Annotated in this window: 22 protein-coding genes; 3 read left to right on the top strand and 19 right to left on the bottom strand. The window is 44.0% G+C overall.

What is annotated here, in order from left to right; all coding sequences use genetic code 11:
• Positions 1 to 126 (top strand): transposase (locus VXK47_RS14190; protein ID WP_435549465.1); only part of this gene is annotated, 126 nt, incomplete at its 5' end.
• Here VXK47_RS14190 and VXK47_RS14195 read toward each other — a convergent pair.
• From VXK47_RS14195 to VXK47_RS14215, 5 genes are all read right to left on the bottom strand, one after another.
• Complete coding sequence (locus VXK47_RS14195) at positions 115 to 288, bottom strand: hypothetical protein (protein WP_435549444.1); 174 nt, start codon at positions 286 to 288, stop codon at positions 115 to 117. The two genes, VXK47_RS14190 and VXK47_RS14195, sit on opposite strands and share 12 nt — an antisense overlap.
• Positions 289 to 331: 43 nt before the next feature.
• Positions 332 to 598 carry an MBL fold metallo-hydrolase gene (locus VXK47_RS14200; RefSeq protein ID WP_435549445.1) on the bottom strand — a complete coding sequence of 89 codons (267 nt, stop codon included), beginning with the start codon at positions 596 to 598 and terminating at the stop codon, positions 332 to 334.
• Between the two features lie 110 nt (positions 599 to 708).
• Positions 709 to 897, bottom strand: a complete 189-nt coding sequence (locus tag VXK47_RS14205; protein WP_435549446.1) for a ferredoxin — start codon at positions 895 to 897, stop codon at positions 709 to 711.
• A gap of 24 nt (positions 898 to 921) precedes the next feature.
• Entirely contained in the window at positions 922 to 2,316 is a 1,395-nt protein-coding gene (locus VXK47_RS14210; protein ID WP_435549447.1) for an FAD-dependent oxidoreductase, read from the bottom strand.
• A 13-nt stretch (positions 2,317 to 2,329) separates the two neighbouring features.
• Positions 2,330 to 2,590: a sulfurtransferase TusA family protein gene (locus tag VXK47_RS14215; protein WP_435549448.1), complete on the bottom strand. Its 261-nt coding sequence runs from the start codon at positions 2,588 to 2,590 to the stop codon at positions 2,330 to 2,332.
• A 642-nt stretch (positions 2,591 to 3,232) separates the two neighbouring features.
• Between VXK47_RS14215 and VXK47_RS14220 the strand changes: the two genes are divergently transcribed.
• Positions 3,233 to 3,649 carry a hypothetical protein gene (locus VXK47_RS14220; protein WP_435549449.1) on the top strand — a complete coding sequence of 139 codons (417 nt, stop codon included), beginning with the start codon at positions 3,233 to 3,235 and terminating at the stop codon, positions 3,647 to 3,649.
• A gap of 18 nt (positions 3,650 to 3,667) precedes the next feature.
• On the opposite strand, the gene VXK47_RS14225 is transcribed toward VXK47_RS14220, so the two are convergent.
• Complete coding sequence (locus tag VXK47_RS14225) at positions 3,668 to 5,611, bottom strand: ASKHA domain-containing protein (RefSeq protein ID WP_435549450.1); 1,944 nt, start codon at positions 5,609 to 5,611, stop codon at positions 3,668 to 3,670.
• A 692-nt stretch (positions 5,612 to 6,303) separates the two neighbouring features.
• Here VXK47_RS14225 and VXK47_RS14230 point away from each other — a divergent pair.
• Positions 6,304 to 8,067, top strand: a complete 1,764-nt coding sequence (locus VXK47_RS14230; protein ID WP_435549451.1) for a formate--tetrahydrofolate ligase — start codon at positions 6,304 to 6,306, stop codon at positions 8,065 to 8,067.
• Positions 8,068 to 8,268: 201 nt separating this feature from the next.
• On the opposite strand, the gene VXK47_RS14235 is transcribed toward VXK47_RS14230, so the two are convergent.
• From VXK47_RS14235 to VXK47_RS14295, 13 genes are all read right to left on the bottom strand, one after another.
• On the bottom strand, positions 8,269 to 10,167 hold the full coding sequence (locus tag VXK47_RS14235) for an efflux RND transporter permease subunit (RefSeq protein WP_435549452.1): 1,899 nt from the start codon (positions 10,165 to 10,167) through the stop codon (positions 8,269 to 8,271).
• Entirely contained in the window at positions 10,164 to 11,306 is a 1,143-nt protein-coding gene (locus tag VXK47_RS14240; RefSeq protein WP_435549453.1) for an efflux RND transporter permease subunit, read from the bottom strand. The genes VXK47_RS14235 and VXK47_RS14240 overlap by 4 nt, the downstream gene beginning before the upstream one ends.
• Positions 11,303 to 12,394 (bottom strand): efflux RND transporter periplasmic adaptor subunit, encoded by a 1,092-nt coding sequence (locus VXK47_RS14245; protein WP_435549454.1) that lies wholly within the window; start codon positions 12,392 to 12,394, stop codon positions 11,303 to 11,305. Before VXK47_RS14245 ends, VXK47_RS14240 begins: the two co-directional genes overlap by 4 nt.
• Positions 12,391 to 12,846 (bottom strand): TolC family protein, encoded by a 456-nt coding sequence (locus VXK47_RS14250; RefSeq protein WP_435549455.1) that lies wholly within the window; start codon positions 12,844 to 12,846, stop codon positions 12,391 to 12,393. The genes VXK47_RS14245 and VXK47_RS14250 overlap by 4 nt, the downstream gene beginning before the upstream one ends.
• A gap of 146 nt (positions 12,847 to 12,992) precedes the next feature.
• Complete coding sequence (locus VXK47_RS14255) at positions 12,993 to 13,823, bottom strand: TolC family protein (RefSeq protein ID WP_435549456.1); 831 nt, start codon at positions 13,821 to 13,823, stop codon at positions 12,993 to 12,995.
• 9 nt (positions 13,824 to 13,832) lie between these two features.
• Entirely contained in the window at positions 13,833 to 14,357 is a 525-nt protein-coding gene (locus tag VXK47_RS14260) for a hypothetical protein (protein WP_435549457.1), read from the bottom strand.
• Positions 14,358 to 14,366: 9 nt separating this feature from the next.
• Positions 14,367 to 15,116, bottom strand: coding sequence for an ABC transporter permease (locus VXK47_RS14265; protein WP_435549458.1), 750 nt, complete (start codon positions 15,114 to 15,116; stop codon positions 14,367 to 14,369).
• Complete coding sequence (locus VXK47_RS14270; RefSeq protein ID WP_435549459.1) at positions 15,113 to 15,820, bottom strand: ABC transporter ATP-binding protein; 708 nt, start codon at positions 15,818 to 15,820, stop codon at positions 15,113 to 15,115. Before VXK47_RS14270 ends, VXK47_RS14265 begins: the two co-directional genes overlap by 4 nt.
• Positions 15,821 to 15,940: 120 nt before the next feature.
• The gene (locus tag VXK47_RS14275; RefSeq protein WP_435549460.1) at positions 15,941 to 17,536 is read right to left on the bottom strand and encodes an ArnT family glycosyltransferase; all 1,596 of its coding nucleotides are present in this window, start codon (positions 17,534 to 17,536) and stop codon (positions 15,941 to 15,943) included.
• A 462-nt stretch (positions 17,537 to 17,998) separates the two neighbouring features.
• On the bottom strand, positions 17,999 to 19,681 hold the full coding sequence (locus VXK47_RS14280; protein WP_435549461.1) for a phospholipid carrier-dependent glycosyltransferase: 1,683 nt from the start codon (positions 19,679 to 19,681) through the stop codon (positions 17,999 to 18,001).
• Between the two features lie 7 nt (positions 19,682 to 19,688).
• Entirely contained in the window at positions 19,689 to 21,353 is a 1,665-nt protein-coding gene (locus VXK47_RS14285) for an ArnT family glycosyltransferase (RefSeq protein ID WP_435549462.1), read from the bottom strand.
• A gap of 35 nt (positions 21,354 to 21,388) precedes the next feature.
• A complete protein-coding gene (gene arnA, locus VXK47_RS14290; protein WP_435549463.1) occupies positions 21,389 to 23,380 on the bottom strand; it encodes a bifunctional UDP-4-amino-4-deoxy-L-arabinose formyltransferase/UDP-glucuronic acid oxidase ArnA in 1,992 nt (663 codons plus the stop codon).
• Positions 23,381 to 23,511: 131 nt separating this feature from the next.
• Positions 23,512 to 25,116, bottom strand: coding sequence for an ArnT family glycosyltransferase (locus VXK47_RS14295; protein WP_435549464.1), 1,605 nt, complete (start codon positions 25,114 to 25,116; stop codon positions 23,512 to 23,514).
• Positions 25,117 to 25,641: the final 525 nt, after the last annotated feature.

Below are 25,641 nucleotides of genomic sequence, written 5' to 3' on the forward strand. Positions count from 1 at the left end.
CTTGAGGGAATCAACAGCCTTATCCAAGCAGCTAAAGCCAAGGCCAGGGGATACAGGACCATCAAAAACCTGATCACCATGATCTACCTCATTGGTGGCAAACTCGAATTCAGGTTACCCACATGAAATAGCGAGGAACCAAATAATTACAAGTCCGCGCGTTGTCTTTACTATAAGCGCCTGATCATCCATAATAGCATCAGGTTTCCATGTCAAACCTTCTTTAACATAGAGGCCGGCATCTATCTCCTCAAAACCGGTATTCATCGGCACCTCTCCAGTGGTCATCACGTTTTCCGCAACATTAACCGGCCGGGAGGAAAGCAGAAAATCAGCCCCCAGTCTCTCCAGTTCTTCCCCTTTTCTCCCTGGCGACGCGCAAACTTTGCCTGCCAGATATCCGGGTGGGCAAAATAACCTGTATATTTTTGTTCATCCTTCGCAACAGGTCACGCAGCCCTCCGGTATGGTCAAAATGCCCGTGACTCAGGACAATCTTATCAATTTTACCCAGATCAATGTCAAGCAATCCGGCGTTATGGATGAGTGATGAACCGTTTCCGGTATCCAGAAGAATTTTTGCATCTTCGGTTTCCACTAAAATGCTTAGACCCCATTCTCCTAAAACCCCCCGCGTTCGGCAGTATTATCGCACAAGGTTGCTATCCGCAATGTCATTTTCTTTCCTCTCTTTAAGGAATATAAATTCTATATTTCGGTGACGGTAATGGCACCTTGTTCGCATACTTCCACACAGCTTTCACAGCCGATGCATTCCTCCTCATTGACAACAACCGCCTTCTCCTCCTGAAGTTCGTAAACATCCACAGGACAAACATTAACGCATTCGCCGCATCCAACACATTTTTCAGTATCTACTTCCGGTTTGTAAGCCATATAATTCCCTCCTCAATCCTTATATTATTTCGCCATTTCAAAAGCTGCGTTTTCTGCCGCCAGCATGATATGATAAAAAAGCGGCGATGCTGTCAGTAACGGATGTGTGGCATATTGCATTGTCGCGAGTTCCTGCGCAGTTAAACCACTTTGGATGGCTACAGCAACAATATTAACCATATCGGCCGCCGCTTCTCCGCCACTGATGTGTCCGCCAATAACTTTTCCATTGTCTTTTCTGAATAAAAGCTTGGCCTTCATGTTGCCTATACATCCGGGTATTCCGCCGGGATGACGGTTTGCAGCTACAGCCTCTCCTATAATTACTTCAATTCCTTCGTCTGCTGCTGCTTTTGTAGTCAAACCGGCTGCTGCAATGCTCCGGTTGCCGACAGTTGTGGCAAAAGCTCCAAGCGCGCCATTTGTTTTCCGGACGGGGTTAAACAGATTGCTTGCTGCTATCATTGCCTCAGAGCAAGCTACCGATGCCAGGCGAATGCCGCTGGGTTTTCCGGTAATTAACGAAAATTTTGAAGCACAATCGCCGGCAGCATAGACATCAGGATCTTCTGTCTGCAGATATTCATTTACAGTGATGCCCGACCGCGGGTCCGCCTTCAAACCCATCTTTTTTGCAAGCTCGATATTTGGTATAGCGCCAATGCCGATGATAACAAGATCGGCAGGCAAAGTTTCTCCATTACTTAGCTTAACCCCGGAAACCTTGCTATTTCCTTCAATACTTTCTACCTGGCTGCCGGTCATGACGCGGATTCCCAGTTTTCCCAATTCATTTTCCGCCTCAACACAGTATTCCTCCTCGCAAGCCAGCATCAGGCAGTGAGGCAGCATCTCAACAATTGTAACATTGATTGAAGATCCGCTTTTCTCCGTACTGCAAATGCGGTCCTGGATAACGGCGCCTCCCATTTTGGCGACCTGCTCGGCCATTTCCACCCCAATGAATCCTCCGCCGATAACAACCACTTTTTTTGCACCCTGAAGAGCAATAAAAAGTTGTTGCAGGTATTCAGGGTCCTTGCTGACCGCAAAGACATTCTTCAGGTATGTGCCCGGCATAGGGGGCATAAAGGGTTTGGAACCAACACCCAGGATTAACTTATCATAGGCGAGCGCCGTATTGTCTGTAAAACGGATTGTTTTCTGTTCCCTTTCTACTGATTCTACTTCAAGCTTTAAGATATCAATTCCTTTATCAAGAAAACCCTGATCAGGAATGATATCTTTCTCCACGTCCTTCAATACCCCATATATATAGGGAATACCACATGGAACCGGCGTTTTTTTTACATTGCGAATCATAGTTACCTTTTTATCCGGATAATATTTTTTCACCGTTATAGCGGCCATCAAACCCGCTGCTGAGCCACCAATTATTGCTACATCTGTTTTTTCCATAAATAATTTCTCCTTATTTATTCAATTGTTTCTTTATATAGCTCTGTTTGAGCAGGCATACCCGATAAAAAGTCCCCTCATCATTTAGCGCTAACAATTTATGGGATAAAGGAGGCAGTATTTTGAGTATATCTCTTTTAATATCAGGATCATCTACCAATATCTCCATGATTTCACCATCCTTAAGCTCACTAAATTCCACACTTATTTTCAACAGAATCAAAGGGATGACAGCGTTTCTCAAATCCACAATGTGATGAGACTGTGCTTTCATATCAGATACCTTTTTTGTACATCCGGAAAAGAAATATTTAATTTTGTCCGGTTTCAGGGAGCTCATATTAACACTTTCAGTTCGGTCTCCAAAAAATAATATTCCATATATATGGCCCCAAAATATATTGATTATCTATCGGGATAAATATAACAGGAACATATAACATATAAGTTTTAAACAAAGTTTTATCTAAAAAAAATTAAACAAGCAAATAACATGCCGTTACAAAATTACATGTTTATTTCCCTATAAACATAGTTATATAGATTATTTTCTTCAATTTTGTCTTAAACTTGTATTCAAAAATTAATATCAAATATGTTAAAAATTTAACATGTGTTAAAAAGCAGCGCCGCCAAAGACAATTGTAATTTAAATATTGCATGTTAATTTAACAGATGATTAACTTGAGCCACTTTCAAAACGTTTCAGTTTGGTCAAGGTCAAGGCGGGTGAAAATTTTAACCACAGGAATACATGGAGTATTCCGAGGATAGCGCTATGCTTCACTGCGTGCAAAATTTTTACCCAATGCAGAGATCGGCCAAAATGGGACGTTTTGAAACTGGCTCGCTTGTTTTGTCAGTTGGTAAATCCGAACCTTCTTGAAAATATTAAAGATCAAATAAGGAGTTAAAAATGGGAAAAGGAACAGATTTGGAAATGAATGCTTTTATTGAAGGATGGAAAGAAACGCCGGAAAAAAACAAGGAGGTGTTTCTGCATTTCAGAGATTACATCGGAAAAAAGGAGGGGGTCACACTTGAATTCATACCCAGGCCCGGTCTTACATATTCTCTCAGGGCCACTCATGCAGCTCAGAAAAAAAAGGGGCTTTTTGTCATGGTCGATGTGATTGAAGATACCCCGCGTTGGCTTTCCGTATGCTTTTATGGTGAAATGATAACAGATCCTGAAGAAAAAGGCGATTTTGTTCCTGAAGGTCTGCTTGGTGAGGATGCCGTATGTTTCGATATTGAAGAACGGGACGAAGTACTTATACGGTACATTGAAATCCGTCTTGATGAGGCATGCCGGAACGCTTCGGAGGAATAGTTTCTGTAAGGCAAAAAGCTACCCGGATCTTTTATTTCTTGCATCAAAACGGGCTTTAACTTTAGGAAATTTATTCAAGTCGGTATGCGGAAGAAAGAGAGCAGCAATATAATTATCCATATAAGATGGCGTTTCAGAAAGTTCAAAATTTGTCATCTTCTTTGTTACTTCAACAACATCCCTTCTCACACGGTTTGTGAGACAGCTCATTTTTGCTCCAAGCAATGAACCGTTCCCGATAAACGTGATCTTTTCAAGATCTATTTCAGGCAGCAATCCGATAGTTATGGATTTTTCAAGATCGACATAACTTCCGAATCCTCCGGCTAAAATAATGCGCTGCAGATCGTTTACAGTAAGACCGACTTCCTCAAGAAGCGTCATACAACCGCTATATATGGCGCCTTTTGCACGTATAAGATTGTCAATATCCGGTTCAGTGAGAACTATATCCCTCTCAATTTGTGTTTCATTGGCCCATGCAAGCACATATTCATAAACCCCGTCTGTATCACGAATTCTGGGGGTGTTAAGATCTCTGTTAAATTTTCCGAGGTTATTGATAACTCCTGTTTCAAACAAAGATGCAACCATAATTATAAGACCGGAGCCGCAAATCCCTTTGGGACTTACATTTCCTATAGTTATATTCATAGGTTCAAATGTTAAAGGATCGATTGAAAAATCCTCGATAGCTCCTTTTGTGGCACGCATTCCGAACTTGACTCCGCCTCCCTCAAATGCAGGACCTGCCGAACAGGCAGCGCATGCAAGCCAGTCTTTATTGCCTATCACTATTTCCGCATTTGTTCCTATGTCCATGTAAAGTGTCAGCTCTTCCGAACGATAGATTCCCGAACCCATAACTCCTGCTACAATATCTCCCCCGACATAACTTGAAATTTGCGGATAAACGAGAGCATTCACATGATCGCCAAGCTCAATTCCGAGAAAAGCGGCTTTTATCGGCGGATAAAGCGTAGCGGCAGGAACATATGGAGACCGGCGAATATAACGCGAATTAACTTTGAGCAAAAGTTGAGTCATGGTGGTATTACCTGCAAAGGTTATTGCCGAAATTTCATCAGGGTCAATGCCGGCCTTTTTCACGATTTTTCCAATAATGGTATTCACGGTTTTTATAATTACATCATGCAGCTTTTCCAGCCCGCCTGGTTTTTCCGAATAAACAATTCTGCTTATAACATCTTCCCCATAGCTTATCTGGCCGTTGAAATCTCCGTGTTGGGCAAGCACATCACCGCTTACTATATCAATCAGCTGGCCATATACTGTCGTGGTTCCTATATCCATTGCAATGGCATAATTCTGTTTTGTGGTGTCACCTTCCTTTATATTAATGATATGTGTTTTCCTGCCTTCATGTACAGGACGCGCCAGAGTGGCAGTTATGTTGAAACCGCCTTTTCTTAAAATATCGGATATTTTTCTTATTACCGGCAAATCCACAACAAGACGATGTTCGTCATAATTTGCTTTTAAATAGCTTACCAGCCGCGAAACATCAGGAAGATTATCCTGGGCGGTTGGTTCCGGAAGTTCAAGATACCTCTTTTCAACAGGCGGAATAAATAAACCTTTTTCCTTCAGTTCATCAAAATTCATTTCCCTGATATGGGCTGTGCGTCTCGGAGTCGGCTGCATATTAAGCACGCTTGCATCTATAGAAGATTCAACCGGAATCCTTATTTTAAGATCGCTTTTTACTTTTGAGATACAAGCCTGACGGTAACCTTTTTTAATATCATCAGCACTGAGCTTTTCAGTAATTCCTCCTTCTACTTCCCCTTCCTCAATCATAACCCGGCACTTACCGCAAACTCCCTCACCCCCGCATGAAGCATTGATGTGTACGCCAGCATCCATCGCAAGCCTAAGTAAGTTGTCATCATTTTCTGCTGATATGGTTATATTATGAGGATAAAAAATTACCTTGTGCATATATTTTCCTATAGAATTTTTGACGGTTTAATTAAAAAGTCCCTCTGCTTATAAAAAGTCATTCTGTTTTTTTTAAACAAAGATTTAAGAAACTGGCCGAATAAAATAAACCACCTATTTTTTTGAACAGATTTTCCTGTTATAACAATATTTGTGAAATAAAGATCTGCTAATTATTTCTTTCAAACTCAGAATAGTTAGAATATCATACCCAACGGGAATATACCAGAATCTTATTTTAAGTCAACCCGCTCAGTAATTTTTAAAACCACATAGCCCGATTATTACAGAATGTTTATGGTTTTTGTTTTTTAAAACACATAATTCTTGCCAACATAAATAGTCCATGATAATTGGAAGACATTTTGAATTTCAAGGCTGTTTGTAAAATTTTACAACCAGCTAAAATCAATTATTATTCAGCAATATTGATAAACAAGTAATAGTCCGCAAACAGGCCTGGATAAAATAAGTTTTGGCCTGGACTTAGGATGGAATCGCTTCAAATTACTTCAAGCGGCGGGAAATGAGAAGCCCTCTTCTGCCGGGTAGAAAGTCATTTTGATTTTTTACCAAGATATCAATTATTGATATCCATTTTTAAATTGAAGCAAATGCAGGCAATATAACAGGAACTGGATAAATCAGTTCCAGCACATGAAACTATTAAAAAATTAAGGAGAATTTAAAAGATGGCTTATGATGCGGTAAAAATGGCTGACTGGCAGATTTCCGAAGCAGCGGAAGTCAACATGCCATCGCCGGAAAAATGGAGAGAGAAACTTGGCCTTATGCCCGATGAAATTCTACCTATGGGCAGGCTCGCAAAGCTTGATTTTCTTAAAATAATGAACCGCCTTGAGAAAAATGAAGATGGCAAATATATTGAAGTTACTGCCATTACCCCCACACCGCTTGGTGAAGGCAAAAGCACGACCTCTGTAGGCCTCATGGAAGGCCTCGGCATGCGCGGAAAAAGCGTTGGCGGAGCTTTGAGACAACCTTCAGGCGGACCAACCATGAATGTCAAGGGAACAGCTGCAGGCGGCGGTAACGCACTTATTATTCCCATGACAGAGTTTTCTTTGGGGCTTACAGGCGATATCAATGACATTATGAACGCCCATAATCTTGCCATGGTTGCATTGACAGCACGTATGCAGCATGAAAGAAATTATAATGACGAACAATTGGCAAGACTTACCAAAATGCGCCGTCTTGATGTGGATCCGACTCGTGTTGAAATGGGATGGATAATTGATTTCTGTGCACAGGCTTTAAGAAACATCATCATCGGCCTTGGCGGAAGAACAGATGGTTTTACAATGCAATCCAAGTTTGGAATCGCTGTCGGTTCCGAATGCATGGCTATCCTTGCAATAGTAAAGGATCTTGCCGATTTGAGAAAACGCCTTGATGAAATTACGGTTGCTTTCGACAAGAGCGGCAAACCGGTTACAACAGGAGACCTTGAAGTCGGTGGCGCCATGACCGCTTTTATGAGAAACACAATTAACCCCACACTTTTAAGTACAGCCGAATATCAACCCTGTATGATTCACGCCGGACCGTTTGCAAATATAGCTGTAGGGCAGTCATCCATCATCGCAGACCGCATTGGTCTTAAAATGTTTGATTATCATGTTACAGAAAGCGGTTTTGCAGCAGATATCGGATTTGAGAAATTCTGGAACGTAAAATGCCGTAACAGCGGTTTGAAACCCCACGTATCAGTGCTTACCTCCACAATCCGCGCACTCAAGATGCATGGCGGCGGACCCAGGGTTGTTGCAGGAAAAGCGCTGGATGAAGCATATACCAAGGAAAATCTCGGCCTGGTTGAAAAAGGCACCGCAAATATGGTTCACATGATAAACGTAATCCGGAAAGCCGGCATAAACCCGGTTGTTTGTATAAACAGGTTCTATACCGATACGGATGCGGAAGTGGCCCTTGTTAAGAAAGTGGCTGAGGCAGCCGGCGCACGTTGCGCCGAATCCAGACATTGGGAAAAGGGCGGAGAAGGTGCTCTTGAGCTTGCTGATGCTGTAATTGATGCATGTAATGAAGATAATAAATTCAAATTCCTTTATCCTCTCGAGATGAAGCTTCGTGACAGAGTTGCCCTTATAGCAAAAGAAGTATACGGAGCAGACGGCGTATCATGGAGTCCCGAAGCAGAAACAAAAGCCAAAATGCTTGAAAGCGATCCCAAATATGCTGACTTTTCAACTATGATGGTTAAGACTCATTTAAGCCTTACCCATGAACCGACACTAAAGGGTGTTCCAAAGGGCTGGACACTTCCGATCCGGGACGTTTTGATTTATTCAGGTGCTAAATTCCTGTGTCCCTGTGCAGGAACCATCAGCCTCATGCCCGGAACAAGCTCAAATCCGGCATTCAGAAGAATTGATGTTGATACAGACACAGGAAAAGTAAGCGGTCTTTTCTAGATATATTTATAATAAAAACTTATTATGATATAAATGGGGTATCCGGAAGATCCGGATACCCCATTGCATTATGGTATCCTTGCGGAAGTATTATAGCGTTTGCCATAATAATATTCCGATTGCTTTGTTCTAATTTGTTGTGGATACTTATGCCCAAACGGAACAGATTTGTGACAAATGCTATAATATTGGTTTGCTTGATTATCTCTTGCGGCCCAGTGTCAAAAGAACGGGAAGCACGATCAAAACAAGCGGCAACTGGATGGCAAGCCCGGAAATGATCGCAATAGCAAGCGGCTGTTGCATGGCTGATCCCTGTCCTATAGCAAAGGCAAGGGGCGCTAGTGCAAGGATTGTGGCAAGGGTGGTCATAATTATGGGACGCATCCGGTTAGCGCCTGCAAGTATCAAATCCCCGTGCTTAAGTTTTCCGTCAGTTCTGATTTCATCGTATTCGGACACATAAAAAATGGCAGTTTCGGTAACGATGCCTATTATCATCGTCATGCCCATCATGGAAGAGATATTAAGCTCCGTTGAGGTAACTGCAAGGCCAATGAACACGGCGGCAACAGACAGGAGGGTAGTGAAGATTATCGCAAGGGCTATGGAGAATCTTTCGTATAAAAAGAGGAGAAGGAGAAACACAAGAAGGACAGCGGCGCCAAACACGGCGATGAGGCCGGCAAAGGCGGTTTGCTGCTGTTCGTACAGACCGCCAAGGCTGTAATAGAGATCCGGTGGCAGAAGCCCGGGCCGGTTGAGCGCCGATTTGACATCTTTTATTACCGAACCCAAATCACGGCCGCTGATACGGCCGGTTACCGCGATCATACGTTTCATGTCCTCCCTGGTAATCTCGGGCTGTCCGGTAATAAAGGTAAGGGTGGCGACCCGTTTGACAGGAAAATAATGTCCGTCGGGCGCGCATAGCTGCAAATTCCCAATTTCATTTGCAGTCGCTCTCATTTTGGGAGGAATCATGACCCGAACGCCTATCATCTTCGGGTCTTTTTGAATCTGGGTAGTCACCGTGCCGGTCAGATAATCCATTGCCATCCGTGTTACCATGTCCGGATCGACACCTTCGTGGGATGCTTTTACCCTATTTACCCTGATATCAAGGGCATCCCCGGCGATGAGGATACCGTCTTTTACATCCACAACTCCGGGGATTCTCTTGATGGTGCCGGCTACAGCCGGACCCAAACGCTTGAGAAGACTCTCATCATCGGAATATAACTTGACTTCTACGGGTTGAGGCGTTCCGGCCAGGTCTCCGATCAGGTCCTCCATCAACTGTATAAGTTCTATCTGCAGTCCCGGTACGGAATGTTCGACCCTCGTTCTTACGTTGTCCATCACCTGTTCGATAGGACGTCTGGGAAATGGTTTGAGCTTGATAAAAAAATCCCCCTGGTTTGTCTCGGTGATTCCGCCGCCAAGCTGAATGCCTGTGCGGCGGGAATATGTTTTCACCTCCGGAGTAGCCTGAAGTATTGTTTCAACCTGCCTCAGAAGACGGTCCGATTCGGTGAGCGAAGTTCCGGGAGGAGCCCAGTAGTCTAAAATAAAACCGCCTTCGTCCATGGGCGGCATAAAGCCTGAACTGATATGCTTGTAGCTGAACCAGCCCGCAGCAACCAGAATAAGAAGAGCGGTAAGCACATAGAAGCGCTTATTAAGCGCCCTTGCCATAAGTTTTTCATAGGACGACCGTAACCATGTGCTGAGCCGGCCCTCTTTTTCCCCCGTTTCTTCTTCACGCCGGAGAAAGTGATCCGCCAGTAAAGGCACGGCAAGCCGAGCTACGAAGAAAGAAATGATGAGACTAAGGGCCATAGTGAGAGAAAGGGCCTTGAAGAAGGCGCCGGTAACTCCTGAGAGGAAGGCAAGAGGAGCAAAGACTACGATGGTCGATGCGGAAGAGCCTATGAGTGACTTTGAGAGTTGCCGGGCCGCCGCAATGCTCTTGCCCACGCCTTGTAGAGTATCATCTCTGTGGCGGCGAATTATGTGCTCAACCATAACTACCGTATCATCTATGATAAGGCCAACGGCCGCTGCCATCCCCCCAAGAGTCATTATGTTAAAGCTCATATGAAGCACATACAGGAGCATAACTGTTGCGGCCAGAACGGGGCAGGCACGGTGATGATGACGATGAGGGTGATCCTGAAACTTCGCAAAAATACCAGTAAAATAAGGGCGGCCAGAACGATGCCGATGAGAATGGCATCTCTTACACTCGACACGGAAGATATGATAAGCTCGCTTTGATCGTACCAGTTCCCTATCTTGATGTCTGCCGCAAGTTGTTTCCGGAATGTGTCAAGTTTCGCCTTAAGTTCCTGGGCTATACTGACGGTGTTCCCACCGGGCTGCTGGTAGACCTGGAAAAGAACCGCATCGTGACCATCCGCCGTGATCTTTGTCCATTGCGGTATGGCGCCCTTGCTTATTGTCGCGATGTCGTTTAGTGTAACCACTCCGTTGTCTCCCGACCTTAGCACCGTCTCACCGATCTCGTCAAGTGTAAGGAGTCTTGTGTCGGAAATAACAAGGTAGAGCTTGTAGTGATCTTCTAGTCTGCCGACCGCTTCGATCACATTCGAGGCGGAGAGAGCTTTTGATACATCATCGAGTGACATGCCGTAAGACGCCAGTTTAAGCGGATCGACAGTAATATGGTACTCCTCAGTATCTCCACCCTGGACCTCGACAGTTGCGACACCCGTGACTGTCGACAAACGGGGACGGAGCTGATAGATGGCCGTATCCCGAAGGCTGACTGGTGACTTCACGTCTGAGGAAAGGCTATAGGCGAGAACCGGAAAAACCGTGGGGTCCATTCTGCGGACGTTGAATGTGGTGCCTTTGGGCAGGGTGCCTGCGATCTGGCTGACGGCTGATTGCACTTGCAAAGCGGCGGCCACCATGTCCTGTCCCCAGTCGAAATTGACCAAAATCTCAGCGCTGCCTCTGCTCGTGGTCGATCGGATGGTTCGAACTCCGGGGACGGAGCGGACCGCTTCCTCGACCGGCCAGGTCACTTCAACGCCCATCCGGTCTGCAGGCCGATCTCCTGCGTCAAGCTCGATTCTTACCCTGGGAAAATCAATGTGAGGGAAAAGAGAAGCCGGCGTACGCAAGCTGCTGAGAGCGCCCGCAACAATAAGAACAGCTAAAAGAAAAAGGATCGATTTGCGATGGCTTGCCATCCATTCTGATACGTTCATTTGATAGGTTCTCCAACGATTGACATGTTGTCTTTTAACTCATAATTACCGACTGTAACCACCTCATCTCCCGGTCGTAGGCTGTCTTCCTTAATGACCGCCTCGCGGGAGTTTTCGGCGAGTAACCGTACATCCTTTTTCACAGCTCTGCCGCTTCTCACGACGAAAAGAACAAAATGATCCCCTTCGGGTAAGACTGCGTTTCTTGGTACGATAAGGCCTTTGACCGAACCTACGACAATTCGGCCTGAAACATACTGACCCAAAAGGAAAGCCGAACCGGGAGGAATGGAGATAAAAACATCTACGAGATGCGTAGAGGAGTTGACCGATTGTGATACCTTACGTACCTTGCCGGAAACGATGCCAGTCTGTTTCGGTGCCCGCGACAGGTCTACAGGCATGCCCTCGTGGATATTATCAATATCCTCCAGCTCCACCCCTAATCTCATCTCGAGCCGGTTTCGGGGAACCAGTTGCAGGAGAGGAGCGCCTGCCGGAACCAATGCGCCCTCATTTACCGATACCTTGCTGACCAAACCATCAACTTCGGCTTTTAATTCCTTCTGGCCGCCGATATCCTGACTCTTCATGCTGTCAATTGTCAGCCGGGCTTGTTCCAATATCTGTTGCGTCTGTAGAAGCTGGTCATTTGTGGCGAGTCTGAGCTGGAATTTCCTCTCCATATTCTTCAGAGCTTGGTTAGCCGCATTATAGGTTCCCTGGGCCTGTTTGAGCTTCATATGGGTATCCGGGCTAGGTCCGAGTTCCAGCAGGGGGTCGTTTTGGGAGACCTCCTGCCCTTCATTTACCATGAGACGTATGATGCGGCTCTCAAAAGGCACGGATATTGTGGTCTGGGCACCCGGGGCCGGGATTACGTTTCCGTAGGCGAGAATGATCTCATCAATGGTTCCATTTTTAAGAAGCTCCGTCTTGACGTGTGCAACCGGCGTTTCTTCCTTAATGGAAGTGACCGGAGGCTGTCCGGTAACCGAATCACTTGGGTGCTTGAAAACTATGTATCCTATCCCGGCAAAAAGCAGGATCGCTCCCGCAGCCAGACCGATTACAATCGGGTGTTTCATTGCGGTGTTCCTTTCGTATCAACATTTATGATAAATTGTCCTGATGCTATTTCCAAAGCGATTGCGCGGTTGCACAGATCCTTTTTCAATGTCAGGAGATCCATCTGTTTAGTAAAAAGCTCGTTGAGAGAATTATAGTAAGTGATAACATCGGCGTGACCCTCAAGCAGGGCAATACGGTACGTGTCAACAAGCTTTCTTATTACCGGTATGAATTTTTCCGCCGCACCAATCTGCTCCTTGATCGACCTTATATCTGCGATGGCTGCAGCTATGGTGGATCGGGCTTCAAAAAGACGCGCCGAATATTCATCGAAAAGCTGGGTTCGTGTTGCCTTTTCTATGGCGATCTGACCCTGATTCCTGTTGAACAAGGGGATAGCCAGGCCTATACTGAAGCCTGTTGTGCCGACATTGCCTGTGTCCCTGGAGTGTGCAAGTACCGAGGTCAAGGGAAGGAAATTGACTGAGGATGGCGGTTCTGAGACGAGCCTCCTGACTTTGATAGCCGAACCTCAGTGCTACGAGATCGAGCCTTCTCTCCTGTACTCCTTCCATCGTCTTTTCAAGAGACGGGATATGCTTAATTAAGGGCAATTCAAGACCGGTACGGAGAGAAACCTGTTGCTCCGGTGGGAAGCCCGATTGATTGGTTGAGCGATAGTCTTTCCTGTTCATACTGTTGCCTGGCGATCAGCACTGTGTTGTGAGCCTTATCGAGAGCAGCTTGGGCGGCCGATAGATCAACCTCGGTCACATCGCCCGAATCGAAGGCCATCTGCGTTGTCGCAAGATTTTCCTTGAGAACATCTTCCTGGTTTTGCGCAGTTGCTATCAGTTCCTTCAGAAATATCAGATTATAAACATGCATTCTTGCGGCAAGAGCTATTTGCCATTCCTGCCAGGCAATATCAAGGTCGACTGAGTTCGCTTCGGCCCGGCCCGCATCAACCTGTGATCTTCTCACAACGAGAGACATCAGATTCCACGACAGGTTCAGTCCAAAGGCGTTTACGGTGCCCTGTGTATTTCCCCCCGTAGGAAAATCGAGGTTATACGATAACTGCGGGTTGGGGAGGATGCCGGCCTGTAAAAGCTGAGCTGCAGCTATGCCCCTTTTATCCCGGGCGGCCTTTAGCGCCGGATTAGCCAGGACGGCGATGACGGCCGCCCCTTCAGGTGTAAGACCCTTGTTCGGATCCATATCGACCGGTTTCAAAAACGGATGTTTCAGTTCCCTTGCCTGAATTCTGAGGAGATACTGATCCGGGGCTTTCAGACTCTCGCTGACGTTCCGTTTATCAATGGGTTGTGGATGATAGATGGCGCATCCCTGAAGGGCGACGAGAATAATAAAAAAGAGGCACCGTATCTTTCGGTCTTTTATTTTATGTATCATAGTATATCCTGCATTAAATGATGGGGGCATGGCCCAAGTTTATCTCTTTTTCCTTTTGAAGGTAATGAATATGAAAACAGCGCCTATGAGGATCGGCTCGCCGATTGCCACAGGCAGGATGTTATGGGGATTCAACCTGATGAGCCTTTTGATCTCCAGAGGCGACATCGTGCTGCTGATTGGCGTCGCGATGTTCTTGTCAACAACCGTGATGTAGGCCACATAGCTTCCGGAATCTATCAGCCTCATCGGCCACTGCCCCATGTAGTTCCCGCGCGGCGGGATTGAGTCTATTTTGATTGCCTTATTGGCGTTCCAGTCCTCAAGGTCCATCGGCGCTTCCTTATCCTGCGTAACATTCGCCAGCGAGATATAGGCAATGACGTTGGTGATGGGCTTGTCCGTGTTATTAGTGATCGTTCCGGTATAGATGATTCGGTCGCCCATGTTCGCCTGAATCGACGGCGGTTTGATTGATGCAGTTATAGGGTCGTTTGCAGAAGCGGGTCTGCAATACACAGTTATGGCCAGCAGCACTGTTGCAATGATGATAGTTTTCCTCATCTTCTTACCTCATATTTCAAGCTTGTTGATGCTTCTTTTTAAAAACCACAACGACAGCAGGGTATAAAAACAGATGACGGCAATCCGCATGATCTGATAGCCAAAGCCCTGACTGTCGATTACGACGCTGTCGAAGGTGTTGATCGCAGCAGCAAAAGGGTTGATGAAATCAAGGATCATTCCGAACCATGTCATTCTCTGAGCCGCGGAAAGGAAGATGGGCGTTCCAGCCAGAAGGAAGATCATAAAGGAGATGATAAGCGTGTTTTTCATGGATTTGATCCTTGCCGAAAGTCCCATGGAAAAGGCTGAGAAGATCAGGGAGAGGAGGGTCCCAAGGACCACGAAATAGAGAATGCCGGTCAGTGTGTTCTGCTCCACCTTGCCTACGATCAGCAGATAGGGTAGTGAAATGGCGAAGATGATAGCCCAGTTGATCAGTACGGCGCCCAACTTCCCCATTGCAATTTCGGTTTTGTTCAGAGGACTCAGTAAGAGCGCCTCTATCGTTCCTCTTTCCATTTCACCCGCAAAAGCGTCCGCTCCAGCCACGATACCCATCAAAACGCCAAGTGCCGCGATGAAATTCATCAGCATATAAATCATCTGTCCCTGGTCGAGGAGGCTGAGTTCCCCGTTGGTCAGAAACAGATAGCTCAGGATGCTCAGAATAACCGAGGTGATGATATACCAGGAGAAACCCTTCGCAGTCAGGATGCTCTCCCGGATCTCTTTTTGCATGATATATGCCGTTTTCATAGAACCTCCTTCCCGGTGGAAAGAAAGAAGATGTCCTCGATCTTTCCCTTCATCTCTTTGACATCGGCCATCTTGACGATCTTCCCGTAATTGATGATGGCGATCCGGTTGCAGAGCCTCTCAACATCGTCCAGCAGATGTGTGGAGAGGAATATGGTTGTACCATGTATCTTGTTGAGTTCTATCAGCAAATCGTGAATATCCCTTCTGCCGATGGGGTCAAGCCCATTGGTAGGTTCGTCAAGGATCAGAAGCTTCGGCCTGTTTACAATCGCCCTGGCTATGCCGAGCCTCTGCTTCATTCCGCGGGAAAATGTGCGGACGAGATCGCCCTCCTTTCCCTTCAGCCCCACATCAGCCAGCAGGGGATAAATATGATCTTTTGAAATCAACTCGCCATAAAGCCTGGAAAAGAACCGCAGATATTCGCAGGCGGTCATCCATTCGTAGTAACCGTTTGATTCCGGAAGGGCATTCATGATTTTCTTCGCCGCCATCCGATCCTCAAACACATCGTGACCGCCTATGATGACCTTCCCGGAATCCGCTTTGAGGATGCCCGTCAAAATGCGGATCGTCGTGGTCTTGCCCGCTCCGTTCGGCCCGAGAAAGCCGAAGATATCGCCGTCATCTACACTGAACATCAGCCCATCCAGAGCGGTATAGCCGCCGTATAGCTTGACCAGATTTTCTACAGTAATCATTTTTGCCTCCATTGTGATAGCAAGGGTAAAATTTCTTCGCACACTTTTATAACTACATTTTTCATCCTTCTTCGTGCTCGTTCATGTTCTTCGCCGTCATCGCAATCATTATCGATCTTCTTATTCTCGTAATTTTCTTAATAATACTAAATATTCATCTCCGTCTAGTTTGCCTTTGTATGCTATTGTCATGAAGGTTTTTACTTTCTCAGGCAGTTGTTTAAAAGCCTTCTCAGCAACTATGATATATGATCCGGGTCGGCATGAGGTTATTTCTTCCGCCTTATCGATGAATTGCGGATAAACAGGTTTTTCATATATTGCGAGAAATTTAAGCGCTTCACCGTCTCGTACTAGTTGATATAATACTATACGGCCTGGTCTCTTTTCCTGCATTGATATTACTTTTTCCACAAATGGCCTGCTTTCTTCAATGGCACAAGCATAAGGTTCTGAAATGTTAATTATCAATATTAATAACGTTAATACACCGGCTCCCATTTTTAAAATCTCATTTATTTCACTTTTCAGATGTTTATCTGCTACCCATACTCCTATGGCTAAAATACCGGTTAACATTGAAGCCACATGCCAATTAATTTCCGTGTTTAATAAATTAAAATATCCAATAGCTACCACACATATACACGCTAAAGCCGGAATGAATTTACAAAGCCGGAGGAAAGCCTGTTTCAGCTTAAATGCTCTGACTTCATCCTTTTCCCCGTTTATCAACCAGCCTGAGATAAGCGCCAATGCAGGCATGGCAGCCAGGATATATCTTTCTTTTTTAGCTGAAACAATTGACATGCCTATTAATACAATAAACGCCCATATTATAAGTTTTGCCAAAAGCCTGTATTCAGACTCTTCACGTTTCCATATTTTATTCCAGAAGATAATTATAGTAATGATGGCAGCAGGATAGCATATTGCGTACTTATAAAAACTTTCCGAAAAATAATATAAAATTCCGTGGCCTTTTTCATATAGCCTGCCCATGACCTGCATCTGTATAACATCATTCATAAATGCATCACCGCCCTGGTATTTTGCAGCTGAAAGAAGTCCGGCACTGCATAAAACCATAGACAGTACTGCAGACAAAGCCATGGTGGAAAATAATTTTAGTTTTTTATCCATAAGACAGTACGTGCAGACTACTGCTGCAGGAATTATAAGCCCAATGGGTCCACGAACCAAAAAACCACCGGCAAAGACAAACGGTATCCAAAAAAGGCGCCTATTATTTCCTGACATATCAGCACTGTAGATAATATAAAATCCTAATGCTGTGAACATGCTTACAAACTGATCCGGAGAAACACAGCGTGACAGGCTTATAAACGTTTTGGTAAGAAGCAGAAAACCAACTCCGGCAAGTCCCCATCGCAATGAATGGATAGCCCCTATACGAAAAATGAGCATCAGAATCAAAGCTGATGCTATGGCAGTTGGAATGGTTGCAGTAAATGGTGTAACCCTGCCTCCGGGAAGCGATGCAAAGTAAGTCATTAAAGTAGTAGTAGCGGGATAATCGGGATATGGTTTTCCATATGAAGTCGGGAAAAATGTCGGCCCGTTACGAAGCATTTCCTGCGCGAAAACTGCATACCGGTCATCAAGCCCAAGATAGTCATTTGGAAGAAATGAACTGAAACAAATGATTCCTGCTATTAAAATTAATAAACTGTATTTGGTATGTTCTGACATCATTCTCCCTGATTCAGGCGGGTTGGAAAACATTTCAGACAAGAGAAAACGCTATAGCAATTGTCATAAATCTGTTCCGTTTGGGTGAGGGTGCGTATGCGAACCGCAGAATCGGAATCTCCCTTTCGCCAACGGCGGCATATTCGTTTACATGAAACTTGTGCAGCCCCAAAGAGATAAATCCCACGAAGCCGTAAACCTTGTCCGCCTGCATGCAATTTATAGTATTACTGGGACGTCCTCGAAGCAATGAGTCAATTTTCTGCGGTTCGCATACGCACCTCACCCAATAAATCGGAATAAGCTGCAATCGGAATATTATTAAAAATGCTATAAAAGAAATCTTCTCCTACAAAATTAACAAACTCGAGTGATATATTTTATCAGCAATGTTATCTGCACATTGTTCATGATTCGGCAGTATTTATTGATAAAGCAAGCGGAGAGAAGGTCGGCTATAATATTTTAATACCGCCATAACATATAACCTTCGGAGCCGTTATCATCCCGATAAACAGGTTCGGGAAGCCGGTCTTTCCATCTGCGGATGTTTTTAATTTTGGATATCAGAACAACATTACCAGGGTTTTTATTTATCAGGCTGGCTGTTGATTCGATATCAGTCATTCTTTTTGTTGAATCAGTATATTTAATTCCATAATCAAGTTCACCGGCGCTTTCAACCAGGTAAACATCGTTTCGCTTCAGATACCAGCATAAAGCGCTGACAGTACTTGAATCGGATAAAAGCACAGTATCCTGTCCTATATCCTGCTTATTTCGTTCAAGAAGAACGCCGGGCATTTTCTTTTCTACAGTCAAATCAGGGACAACAAAATGAGCGGAAAAAAATAAAAGAAGTGGTGCAATTACAAATAGAAAAACTCCGGATCTGCTGTTTTGGCTTTTAAGACAAAGACCACAGAAGAGAATAAAAAAAAGTAAACTATTTATAACCATCAGTACTTTCCGTGACTGGCTGTAAGGATGGAAACCATGGTACCCGAAAAGCTGAAGAAAGGTAAAAGCAAGAAGTATCAGCAGGAATAAAGAACCGGCAAAAATAACTCCGAGTTTAAATGACCTGCTTTTCACTTTTTCAGGAATTTCAGAAAGTCCGAACGCCAAAAGAACGGCAAAAGGAGGGAAGCAGGGAAGAATATAAGTTATTAGTTTGCCTTTTGAAGCGGAAAAGAACAAAAACGGCAACACAAGCCAGCAAACACAAAACCGCGCAAGACGTCCGGTGGCTGTATCAAGGTCTTTGATATGCATTTTTATTCCCCTCATCGCAGCCGGAGTTAAAAATGTCCAGGGCAGTATTGTGGCCGGTGAAATAAGCAGGAAAACCCAAAATGCTGAACTATGCTGTGCGCTTTTATCCATAAATCGGCGGATATGTTCATTCCAGATAAAGTACCGCCAAAAATCGGGTTCTTTTGAGTAAATGGCAATGCTCCACGGCAAAGATACAATTGTGGCGGAAACAAGAGGAATCAGGCTCATGCGCAGCAAATCTTTATAACGCTTCTGCCAGATAAAATATGGTGTTATCACTATCACGGGAATGGCAAAGGCGAGAAAGCCCTTGGTAAGAAATGCAAGGCCGCAGAATATCCCGGATAAAAGTAAAAACTGCTTTTCTTTTGCAGATTTGCAGGTAGCTTCGGATGCAATAAAAAATAAGGCTATGGAAGCGGTCAGAAAGAAAGAAAATATACTGTCGAGTACAGCCGTGTTACCAATGCCTAATACTTCAAAAGTGGTAAGAAAGATAAGCGTTGCAAGAACAGGCAGAGGGTTATTTTTATTATCCTCTTTTCGGTAAACTTTATGTACCAGCAAATAAATCAAAAAGGCCGATAACCCTGCAGCAAGAGCTGAAGGAAAACGAACGGCAAAATTGTTTTCTCCAAAAAGCATAATAGAGGCGGCATGCGCCCAGTAGCCTAAAACAGGCTTTTCAAAATATCGCAGGCCGTTAAGGTGGGGAACTATCCAGTCTCTGCCTGCAATCATTTCTCTGGCAATCTCGGCGTAGCGTGTTTCGTCCGGAATTACCAGATCCCTGTATCCAAGCGGCAATATATAGCATAAAAGGTATAAGCCAATCAGTGCTAAAGTATATTTCTTTATTTCTTTGGCCATAGCTTGCCTATTTTACTTTTCCTGAATCAAGCAGACAGGCAATAAATTGCTTTGAGTAGATTTTACCTTCCGCCATCTTATCGCAATTATTTTCAGGCAAAATACTCTTGAGTTCAGTTTTATTATCAAGCCGTGAGATAAGAAGGCAGGGCTTTTCTATTGAATTTAATTCTTCGGCAGTATTTATAAAATGAAGCTCAGAAGGTTTGTGTTTGCTGTACAGAGCAAATTTAACGCCGTCACCATCAGGATTTATCCCGTAAATAACCATGGGAAGTTTAGAATCAACTTTTGATTCGGCAGCTTCCACAAATGCCCGTCCTGAAGCCATGCGTGAAAAAGCCGGGATTACTAATAGATTTGCCCCGGAAAGCCCTGCCATAAGAAAAAGCAGTATCAGGGCGATAAGGCGATCTTTTTCTTTTATTCTTGTTTTGATATATAGCCACATTGCTATTCCTGCTGCAAACCAGATAAAAACGAATGAAAGAGGAACAAAAACCGATTGTTTATATAAAAAGGGAAAAAGCAAACCGGCCAGCAATATTATTCCGGTTAAAACGTTTATGATATTTTGCCAGATGTTTTCATATAAAATGGGGCCATTTTTAAAAATGTTTTCTAATAAGGAAGCAAAAACAACAGCCGCAGCCGGATAGAGGGGCAAAAGATATCGGGAATGTTTTGAGGTTGCGATTGTAAAAATAGCAAGTGTTCCCAAAAACCATACAATTGCCAGGCGGTTTGCACGGTGCGCCGTTACTATTTTGTAAAAGCGGGAAAATATACTTTTTTCAGATTTTGCGGCACCGGAACAGGTTAATCCTGAAATAACAACAAGCCACCAGATATTGCCCATTTCCAGCATGCATTTAAGATAATAATAAAACGGTTTATTGGCTTTATCCGTTAATCTGCTGGTAACCTGCATCTTGATAACATCATCTACCAGTTGTCTGCCACCGGTAGAGTAAACAATAAACAATTCAATTGCTATGCACAAAAGCCCAACAGAGGCCATAAACAAGGTAAATGAAAAAAAATTCTTCCAGCGTCTCTCCCAGAGAAGATATCCGCCCCATGATATTGCCGGAAGAACTATTCCTATAGGACCTTTAGTGAGAAAAGCAAACACCAGAAAAAGGCCCGCGCCCGCAGTGTATGCAATTTTATATTTAAAACGGTGTTCATGATCTTTAAAATATAGACAAAGAATGGTTGCAGTAGTATGAAAAGCAAGAAGCATATCAATTGTGACGCTTCCTGCCTCAAGCCAGAATTTCGGGATGGTGGCAAGAATCAATACTGAAAACCAGCCTGTGCGTAAGCTGATAGTACTCCCAAAGAAAAATGTAAGCGCCAGAATTCCGACAGCGGAAAGGGCGCTGGGAAGTACTGCACTTAAGGTGCTGATATGGCCCTGAGGGATTGAAAAAAGAGTTTCAAGCCAGAAGTAAAGAGGCGGATAATCCGGATAAGGACGTCCAAGCGCTTTTGGGATAAGGCTTATTCCGCCTTCTATCATTTCCCGGGCCATAAGGGCATTACGGGTTTCAGGGCCGATATCACGGAAAGGCTGCGCCCAGATACAGGCAATCAGAAAAATAAATAAAACGGCGGCCAGCCTTAACCATGAGTAGCCTTCTTCGGGATTGTCAGAAATATTCAGCATGTTTTAATTTCCGCATTAACCAAATTCACCAGCAATTATTTAATCTGTCCCGTTTCTCCAACCAGATCCGTAAGAAAGAAATCCAGTGTTTCTTCAACAGACTGGGCGAATGACACTACAGGCTCCCATCCGAGCAATGTTTTAGCCTGACGTATGGAAGGACGCCTGTGTTCAACATCCTGGTAACCCTCGCCGTAAAATGAACGGGCCTCGATTCTGCGGATACCGGCTAAAGGCGGAAAATGTTTTCTAAGCGGATGAGCGGAAAATTTTTCAATTAAAATTTCTGCAAGTTCAGCCATGCTCTTTTCGTTATCCGGATTTCCGATATTAAAAATCCGGCCATTGCTGTTATTGTTTTTATCCTCAATAATTTTAAATAAGCAATCAATGCCGTCTTTAACATCAGTAAAGCAGCGTTTCTGGCAGCCGCCGTCCACCAGACGAATTGGTCTGCCTTCCACCAGATTGAGAATAAACTGGGTTATTACACGGGAGCTGCCGATTCGGGCTGAGGCGAGAGTGTCAAGCCTTGGCCCTAACCAGTTGAAGGGGCGAATCAAAGTGAAGTTCAAACCATTGGTTGCACCATATGCCCAGATTACCCGATCGAGCATTTGTTTGCCGCACGAATATATCCAGCGTTGTTTATGTATGGGGCCAAGGACGAAATTTGAACGCTGCTCGTCAAACTCAGAGTCAGTGCACATGCCGTAAACTTCAGAAGTTGAAGGGAAGATGAGCTTTTTTTTGTATTTGACACAGTAACGGACAATACGAAGGTTTTCCTCAAAATCGAGTTCAAATACCCGCAAAGGATTTCGCACGTACTCTATGGGTGTGGCAATAGCAACAAGCGGCAGTATAATATCGCATTTGCGGACATGATATTCTATCCACTCATGCATGATTCCTATGTCGCCTTCCTTAAAATGAAAACCGGGCCTTTCAAGCAAACGGTTTATTGCACTGGTTGAAAGATCCATACCGTATACTTCGTAGCGCCCGCTATCAAGCAGCCGTTCACTGAGATGGTTACCAATAAAACCGTTTACTCCGAGAATAAGAACGGTTTTTTTGCGTTGCTGCTCCAGAAGTATTTCCACCCGTCCGTTAAACTTCATCCCCTTTGCCAGATTGAGTTCTTCGGCAAGCTGACGGCCGCTCATATAAATACCGTCTTCAGGCTGTCCAAACATTACTTGCACAGCACCATTACCACAGGCAATCTTAAGAGGATTTGCGGAAAGCACCGTGCCCGGGCTCGCTTCTTCGGTTGTTTGTGCCAAACTGACCTGCCAGAAAAAGGTTTTGCGGTTACCTATATAGGAAAAGGCTCCGGGATATGGCCTGGTTACTGCGCGTACAAGGTTACGAACATCGGTGGCATTTTGATTCCAGTTGATTTCACCGTCTTCAGGTTTACGTCCGCCAAAATAGCTAGCCAGCAAATGCTGTTGGGGAATGCGTTCGGAACGTTTTTCAATAATTGCCGGTAAAAGTTCGTCCATCAGGCTTGCTGTAGCCATTTCAAGTTTTTTGTGCAGGCTTAAGGCTGTATCTTCATCATCAATACCAACCCGCTTTTGTCCGACTATGTCACCATCATCAGGTTGTGGAGTCATATAATGAAGAGTAACGCCGGTTTCCTTTTCTCCGTTTACAAGTACCCAGTTAACCGGACAGCGCCCGCGATAACGGGGAAGAAGCGACCCGTGCAGATTGAGAGCGCCGGAAGGCATAATATCAAGAATGTTTTTGTCCACGATATTCCGGTAATAAAATGAAAACAAAATATCCGGCTCCATTTCTCTTATCTTTTCCACCCATAACAAATGATTGATATCATCCGGAGCATATACCGGGATATCGTTGGCTGCCGCAAGCTCAGCAACAGATTTGAACCACAGGTTTTCTCCGGGATCATCTTCATGGGTAAATACCGCTTTTATATCGAAGCCGTTTTTTAATAGCGCTTCTATCCCTGCACAACCAATATTATGGTAAGCCAGAACAACTGCCTTCATGTCTTTTTCCTTTCTTTTAGCGCTTATTATGTTTTGTTTTTATTATTCTAAAAGTATTATAGATAATCAGTATATATTTTAAGGATTTATATTAAAATAAAAACCGGCTTTTATCAGTACAGCCTGTTTTCTTATTTATTGATTTGTATATCCGTTTCCTGCTCCGGGGTAATTGCCGCTACTGCATCCCATTTACGAGATTTGACTATAGTCAGCCATCTTTTATCCGATAATTTATCACTTGCTATTACAATGCCTTTATTCTTCACAGCCCAATCATAAGCTGCGGCTTCATCGGAAAGAACCGGGCAGGGCTGATCCATATAGTACAAAACAGGGTCTATTTGTTTGGGTAAAAAAGCACACACTCTTTCCGAAGATTTTACCTCTGCTACCTGTGATCTTAAATTAGGCAATTGCTCGGAAAGAGGAATTATGCCAAAAGTATAAATAAAAGTTATTACTACCATTGTCCCTGCCATTTTCCCGACCTGTCTTTTATTGGTAAAATATATAATACATGGTGAAAGCAAAGCCACGGCCATTATAACAGGCCATAGCTTTACTGCAGCTATTGGAAACACCCTGGGATAAATAACAAGTGCGATAAGCGGGGCAATCAGGATAAAGCCTATAAGGAAGCCGAAACCCTTAACAAAACGGTCAGTAAAACGTGAAAGTGAAGATTCGGAAAAGCTGATCAATAAATGCGCTGCAAGAATAGAGGCAAAAGGTATAATCGGCAGAAGATAATATGATCTGCGGGAACCGGAAAGAGTGAAAAAAATAAAGATACCTCCAAACAAAGCTAACAACTCTTTTACGGAAGCAGGTTGCTTTTTGTATTTTACAAGTAAATGTATAAGCGCGGCCGGCAAAAGTAAAGACCATGGAGCAGCCAGATCGAAGATTCTTATAAAATAAGTCCAGACAGGCCCTTTATGATCGAAAGGCTCAAAAAATCTTACAACGTTTTCATGCCATACAAGTTGCAGCGGGTCCCATGATTTTGTGAAATACGAGGCAGCTAGCGGAAAGGCTAAATATACGGCAAGAGATAATATCGCTGTTGCAATACAACTGCGCAAAGTCAGGGCGGGTGGCCATTCCTTTTTCACTATGAGCAAAATGATTATGGAAAATACCGGAACCCCATATGCGGGAAGTCCTTTCATGTTTGCACCGATAGCCATGATAATCCCAAATATGTAGATCCATGCGTGTTTTGTATCTGATTTGTGTTTTAAAAAGTACCGGATTGAAAAAAGGATAAAAAATGTGTTGAGCATCTCAACCTGGGCATTACGTGCCCAGAATATATAGCCGTAAGATGTCATAAGAACAGCTGCCGACAAAACTGCGGTTCGTTTTCCAAACCACATGCTGGCGATATCATACGTGTAGTACAATAAAAAGATTGCGGAAATCGCCGATGGAATCCTTAATATCGCCTCTGTGACCCCACCGTTTATATATGCAAAAGGCAGTACCAGCCAGTATGAAAGAAGAGGCTTGTCCCAATGTAAAGAATCTCCGATAAGGGGGCGGAATATCTCTGCCGATCTATACATATGCCGACAGATCAAAGCCCATCTTCCCTCCGAACCCCAAAGAGGCATCACGCCAAGCTCACATATAAGAACAAACGAGGCTGCAATAATAATTAATAACAAATAGATTGAAGTATTTTCTTTATCTAACCACATGTTTGTTTCTGAAAAAACAGGTGCATTCAAGTGAACTTACCTCTTTAGCGTAATACCCTTTAAAATGTGAATAAAATGTTTTTTTAAAATGTACGGTTTTTTTAGTTTGTATCAGCAGCATAGCAGGCCATATATGAAGAAAGGATGAAGCAGGCGTGCAAAAAAAAGTATTTTTAAATTTGTATAAATATTTTACGGTTATATCAACATAATATTCTTAATTTATATTGACAGCTCCGTTCTTATTGTTATTCTTGGTCAGTCTGAAAATTATGTATATTTCCTTGAAATACTCAATGTAATCCTGCTGTTGGAATTATCATCTTCTGTGAATTATAGCAGGATTAAATATTCTTCAAAGGTCTTTAAAAGATGAATGGTCATTTTGACTTATTGTTCTGAAATTATACCATTATGAGGAGATTTAATAAGTCGGTCAAGATTTGCCGCAAGGCGACCACCGTGTCGATTTAAGTGTTAACGTCGGCGAAATATCCTTTCAACGCATTGCATATCAAAGATGTTTTGGAGGGGATAGCGGTAAAAGACAGCAAA

The sequence above is a fragment of the Desulfobacterium sp. N47 genome, assembly GCF_051233685.1.
GTDB lineage: Bacteria > Desulfobacterota > Desulfobacteria > Desulfobacterales > RPRI01 > RPRI01.